2 protein-coding genes are annotated in these 1,140 nt (G+C 45.0%); both read right to left on the reverse strand.

Annotated elements, in window-relative coordinates:
* Positions 1-43: 43 nt before the first annotated feature.
* The gene (locus tag N434_RS25420) at positions 44-553 is read right to left on the reverse strand and encodes a hypothetical protein (RefSeq protein ID WP_110760780.1); all 510 of its coding nucleotides are present in this window, start codon (positions 551-553) and stop codon (positions 44-46) included.
* Positions 554-749: 196 nt separating this feature from the next.
* A complete protein-coding gene (locus N434_RS25425) occupies positions 750-977 on the reverse strand; it encodes a hypothetical protein (RefSeq protein ID WP_110760781.1) in 228 nt (75 codons plus the stop codon).
* Between the last annotated feature and the right edge of the window lie 163 nt (positions 978-1,140).

A 1,140-nucleotide genomic window follows, 5' to 3' on the forward strand; every position in this document is an offset into this window, starting at 1 on the left:
TGACAGGCTGTAGTCCAACATGGCGCTCATGATTCCTTTTCTCTCAACGGACTACCCTACTTTCTTCAACGAAAGAATCATATGAGAATAGTATAGATTCCTTTTCTTCAACCAACTCGACTCCACTTTTTGCGTCAAAAGAAATAACTCGGTGCATCGGTTTACCTTGAGAGTCTTTAAAATCGCTATTTATCTCCACCCGATCGAAGGCTTTTAGCCAAAGAAGCCGTCCCACCCCCCTGCCCCCTTTTTCAATTTTGTGGTCAGAGTCTAGAGTTTCGAACGATTTCATATTGGTATCGTTAAATCCAATTCCGTTATCTTCTACAACAAAACCTTCAATGTCATTAACGCGTGATTCTCCATCTAATTCCAATGATGCCTGGAAAGCCCTAGATATTCTTAACGTAATTTTCCCCTCGGTTTTTATGTTCCCTCGCTCTTCTAACGAATGGATAGAATTCACAACTGTTTCAAATACCGGCCACAAACCATGACTTTTCGGCAAGCGTGTATTTCTAAGCCTACCTTGAAGATTAGTGTGCAAGTTCATGATAAACCTTTGTTAAGATGATTCTGAGGTTTTGGGGTTCTGGAGACTATCTGCTGGGCAACGACTAAATCTAGCGGAATCTCGAACTATGACCGGCTATAAGCCCATAACTACTAGGCCCTGTTGACTTTTTACGAAAAGTTATTGTTTTTCAAGGAGTTACTAAAAAACGGCAATTCATAAAAATCCTTTTATATCAGATAGTTAGATAATATTTGAGTGAAAAGTCAACACAGCCTAGCTTTTTCCGCACGGTGTGGTTCACCAACGGTGCAGCTTCAGGATAAGCCAAGCTTTGCGCCACGGCGCGCTCGACCTCGTCCAGAAAAGCTTGGCCGAGTCCTGGACGGAACGCATTGTAGTAGCTTGCCGCATCATCGAGTTCCTGTTCTGCCATCGCATGGAAGGACACCTGGCGATTCATGTCAACCGCGCCCTGGCCTCACGGAAGACGTCCTCTGCGGCGCGCGGCGTGGCAACTCTTGTCTCTAGTTGTTGGATCCCGGATGATTGAATAGGATCTAAGATTGAATCATTGTTGCGTGCCAGAGAGGTGATGGAGTTGCTTGTATCCACGTCGGCACCGG

This window comes from Rhizobium sp. UGM030330-04 (assembly GCF_003208455.1).
Classification (GTDB): domain Bacteria; phylum Pseudomonadota; class Alphaproteobacteria; order Rhizobiales; family Rhizobiaceae; genus Agrobacterium; species Agrobacterium rhizogenes_A.